The sequence below is a fragment of the Polynucleobacter sp. 35-46-11 genome, from assembly GCF_002281105.1.
Genome location: NZ_NCFJ01000291.1, coordinates 1 through 3,247 on the forward strand (window position 1 = coordinate 1; position 3,247 = coordinate 3,247).

The 3,247-nt window shown below is 44.0% G+C and carries 7 protein-coding genes; 4 read left to right on the top strand and 3 right to left on the bottom strand.

The genetic code is table 11. The annotated features are described in order from the left end of the window. A partial coding sequence (locus B7Y67_RS13665) for a TSUP family transporter (protein ID WP_293599124.1) occupies positions 1–369 on the bottom strand: 369 nt, incomplete at its 3' end. Between the two features lie 109 nt (positions 370–478). Here B7Y67_RS13665 and B7Y67_RS13670 point away from each other — a divergent pair. Genes B7Y67_RS13670 through B7Y67_RS13680 form a run of 3 tightly spaced genes read left to right on the top strand, consistent with a single transcriptional unit; the run spans position 479 to position 1,837 of the window. Further along, complete coding sequence (locus B7Y67_RS13670; RefSeq protein ID WP_293599125.1) at positions 479–1,009, top strand: GNAT family protein; 531 nt, start codon at positions 479–481, stop codon at positions 1,007–1,009. 8 nt (positions 1,010–1,017) lie between these two features. Beyond that, positions 1,018–1,560: an isochorismatase family protein gene (locus tag B7Y67_RS13675; RefSeq protein WP_293599126.1), complete on the top strand. Its 543-nt coding sequence runs from the start codon at positions 1,018–1,020 to the stop codon at positions 1,558–1,560. Between the two features lie 58 nt (positions 1,561–1,618). Beyond that, positions 1,619–1,837: a hypothetical protein gene (locus B7Y67_RS13680; RefSeq protein WP_215387264.1), complete on the top strand. Its 219-nt coding sequence runs from the start codon at positions 1,619–1,621 to the stop codon at positions 1,835–1,837. 6 nt (positions 1,838–1,843) lie between these two features. On the opposite strand, the gene B7Y67_RS13685 is transcribed toward B7Y67_RS13680, so the two are convergent. Beyond that, entirely contained in the window at positions 1,844–2,146 is a 303-nt protein-coding gene (locus tag B7Y67_RS13685; RefSeq protein WP_293599127.1) for a 4a-hydroxytetrahydrobiopterin dehydratase, read from the bottom strand. Further along, the gene (locus B7Y67_RS13690) at positions 2,139–2,873 is read right to left on the bottom strand and encodes a pseudouridine synthase (protein WP_293599128.1); all 735 of its coding nucleotides are present in this window, start codon (positions 2,871–2,873) and stop codon (positions 2,139–2,141) included. Before B7Y67_RS13690 ends, B7Y67_RS13685 begins: the two co-directional genes overlap by 8 nt. Positions 2,874–2,974: 101 nt before the next feature. Here B7Y67_RS13690 and B7Y67_RS13695 point away from each other — a divergent pair. Further along, positions 2,975–3,247 (top strand): DUF2889 domain-containing protein (locus B7Y67_RS13695; RefSeq protein WP_293599129.1); only part of this gene is annotated, 273 nt, incomplete at its 3' end.

Consider the following 3,247-nt stretch of genomic DNA (forward strand, 5'->3'; position numbering starts at 1 on the left):
GTTCTGAATTAAAAATAATAAGGTGAAGATTCCAATTGAGAGTGAAAGAATTTTGGGGGTAATCACTGAGAAAAAGAGGTAGCCCAACAACATGCCAAATGCAGCAGGTAGCAGAACTAACTTTAAGATTCGCCAATCGGCATTTTTCAAAAATCTCCTCAAGCCCACCAAATCAATCGCAATTAACAGTGGTAATAAGATAGCTAAGGCTTCATGAATGCTGGACTGACTTGCCATTAGCGGCAATGACAGCACTCCCAAGCCTGCACCAAAGCCACTTTTGGAGATGCCCACAATGACGACGCTGATAGCAGCCAATATAAAAAAGACTGCAGAGTGGTCATTAAAGGCCTGAGCCAATGAAATCATGAGGGATTGCCATGTCAGATAGGGCGGAATTCTATTTTAGAGCCAAAAGGCTGTAGCTTCTCGCTTAAAAAGGTATCCTGAAGAATCGAGTCTCGACTACCTCCAGCTTATGAAGACAGCAATCCCATTTCCCAGCAAGGCTTATATGCTTGACAGTGGTGAACACTATCTGATTCGCCCCATCCATTCAGATGACCGGGATCGAATCATTGAGCTATTCAACCATCTCTCACCAGAGAGTCGTTACTTAAGATTTGCCCACGCAATCTCTAAGCTTCCAGATGCCTTTCTGGATGACATTTTGCAACTGGACTACGCAAAAGAAATGGCTCTAGTCGCAGTCATTCGAAATAAACAAGGTGATGAAGAAATTATTGGTATTTCACGTTATGTGACTCCACCCAATAAAAACGTTTGTGAGTTCTCGCTTAGCGTAAGTGATCACTATGCAGCACATGGAATAGGTACGCATTTGATGCTTGACCTATTCGCATATGCAAAAGAAAATCAATTACAAGAAATGCTTGGATATGTCTTGAGTAGGAACTTAAAAATGTTGCATCTGGTTTCTGAGTTGGGTTTTCAAGTTACCAATCTTGATGATGATCCCGACTTTAAAACCGTCAGCCTTCTACTGTGAGCCCAATAATGAAAATATCCCATCAAATTCATGCAGAGTCATCTACCCTCATCCTGATTGATTTACAGGGGCGTCTGATGCCCGCAATTGATCAAGGTGAGTCGGTGCTAAATCAATGTATCCGTAGCGCGAAAATTGCCCAACTTCTCGGAATTCCAATCATTGGTACAGAACAAAGCCCAAAGAGCCTAGGAAGCAATATTGAATCTATAAAGTCTTTTTGCAGTCAAACAATCAGCAAAGAGCATTTCAATGCATGTGCAGATGGCCTTACAGCAGCCATTCCGACCAATCGCCAGCAATGCATTCTGATGGGATGCGAGACTCATGTGTGCTTAATGCAAACCGCACTGAAATTAATCGATGAGGGTTATGACGTATCTATAGTAGTGGATGGGGTTGGCTCACGCCGAGCACTCGATAAACAAATCGCTCTTGATCGACTGAGTACTGCTGGAGCCAGACTGATTACTGGAGAGATGTTGGGATTTGAGTGGCTAAAGAGTGCTCAAAATCCAGCCTTCAAAGAAGTTCTAGCCCTACTGAAATAATAGCGCTGGGCTAGCGAGAGTTTATTTGCTATTCTTCAGCATCACTTAAAGGATTCTTATGACGAACGACACTCAAACCCAAAACGACGAAGATTTTGACTATGGGTGCGAATGCGCCATGACACTCTTAAATGAGCCCACAGAAGATTGTCTAAACGACCTGATTGATGAGCTCGATGAAGATGGCATGATCGCCACTGAAGTGGTTTATGGTCTATTGGCAACCATTCTCATGAGCATTAGCTCGGAAGATGAAGAGGATGAAGAAGTTCAGTAAGAGGAACTAAGCCTGAACTTGCAAAGCATATCGATCCATGGCACTTGCCATGGCGATATCGAGTTCAGTCAAAGCTTTCATCGAATGGGTGCTTAAGCGCACTGATACTCGGTTCCAAGAGTTAGACCAATCTGGATGATGATCCAACTCCTCCGCCTTATTGGCGCTCAGGGTCATAAACTCAAATGCCGCTTTGAAATCCCGAAATACAAATAGTCGCTCTAGCTCTTGAGTAGCCAGATTAACCTGCCAATCGGGCACTACTTTTGCAAAGTCAAAATCATTTGCAAGGAGTTTAGGTTTAGACAATGGGAGCATCCACACTCTTAGACAGCTTCTGTAAATCTTCTGGATAAAGCCAACGCCACTCACCTTCCCTCAAATCGGCAGGCATACGGTATTGCCCGATTTCAGTACGATGCAGCTTAGCAACATGATTACCTACAGCAGCCATCATTCTTTTGACTTGATGGTAGCGGCCCTCAACTATAGTCATAGCCAAAACATTTTCACTAAGCTGTTTGCAAGCCGTCGCAAAACAGGGTTTTGGGTCATCATCCAGCACGACGCCACTTAATAAGTGATCCATCTGCTTTTGAGTAATAGGCTCAGGGGTAGTAATCTCATAGACCTTACCAATATTCTTCTTTGGCGTAGTCATCTTATGAATAAACTGGCCGTCATCCGAAATCAAAATAAGGCCAGTAGTATCAAAGTCTAAGCGGCCGACACACTGTAATCCTCGCTCTACAAATGGCTTTGGTAACAAACTGTAGACGCTGGGGTGATGCGTAGTTTTATGAGAGCACTCATAGTTTGGGGGCTTATTAAAAGCGATATAGGCTTTTTCATGAAACTCCCAATCTTTGCCTTCCACGTTCAGCATCAAACCCTCAGTCGCAATACGCTGCTCTGGATCTTCCGCCAAAACACCATTAACTTTCACTAGCTCGGCATAGACTAAATCGCTGCAATAGCGCCTAGTGCCAAATCCTTGGCTAAATAATATTTTTTCGAGAGAAATTGGTTTTGCCATGTCATGCCGAGAATACTACAAAGTAGGCTGACTCTGCGACCGCAAAATGAAGTCGTTATGATGGATGCATACCGTCTCTTAGCCTCTTACTTATTGCCGCCATGCTCTCAACTCCAGCAAGCAGAAATCCACTCCATACTCGTGAAATTACTTTCCAGGGCTATGCCCGAGAGGATGGCTTATGGGACATAGAAGCCCATCTACGAGACTTTAAATTTCACCCCTTCACTACCGGTGGGAAAACCTGGGAGCCAGGCCAAGCATTTCATGACATGTGGGTTCGTATTACCGTGAATACGGAATTGGTAATACTAGCAATTGAGGTGTCCATGGACAGCCATCCGCATCCAGAATGTCCTCAAGTAATCCCTCCA